General features: G+C 29.0%; 1 protein-coding gene. It reads right to left on the bottom strand.

Annotation, left to right across the window (positions count from 1 at the left end):
* The coding region (locus SB786_RS35810; RefSeq protein WP_410731518.1) for a hypothetical protein at window positions 1–204 on the bottom strand (204 nt) is incomplete at its 3' end.
* Between the last annotated feature and the right edge of the window lie 144 nt (window positions 205–348).

Here is a 348-nt window from a genome sequence, read left to right as displayed (position 1 = left end):
ATCAATTTGTTTGTTCTGATTTTCGCTCTTTAGAGAAAGTTTTGCTATTTCAGCTTTTTGCTGAACGATTGAAACTCGTTGACTATTTAGTTTTTGGTTTAACGAAACAATTTCTTGCTGTTGTTTTTGTTGTTCTGTTTTTTGTTTTTGTGCAAAAATTATTATTGCGCTAAGAAGAACGGGAATAAGTATTAGTTTTTTCATAGTTAAAATTATTTAGTTGCAAGCTCTTAAAAGTATGATGAAAAGTATAATTCCTATAATCCAATAAATACAGCCATTATTGCCATTTGAGTCACTTGTTCTGTTTGCAGGTTGATATGTATTTTTTGGTTTATTTGAAGAAGG

The sequence above is a fragment of the Burkholderia sp. SIMBA_062 genome, assembly GCF_046534765.1.
Taxonomy (GTDB): Bacteria; Pseudomonadota; Gammaproteobacteria; order Burkholderiales; family Burkholderiaceae; genus Burkholderia; species Burkholderia ambifaria.
This window is presented reverse-complemented; position numbering and strand designations above follow the sequence as displayed.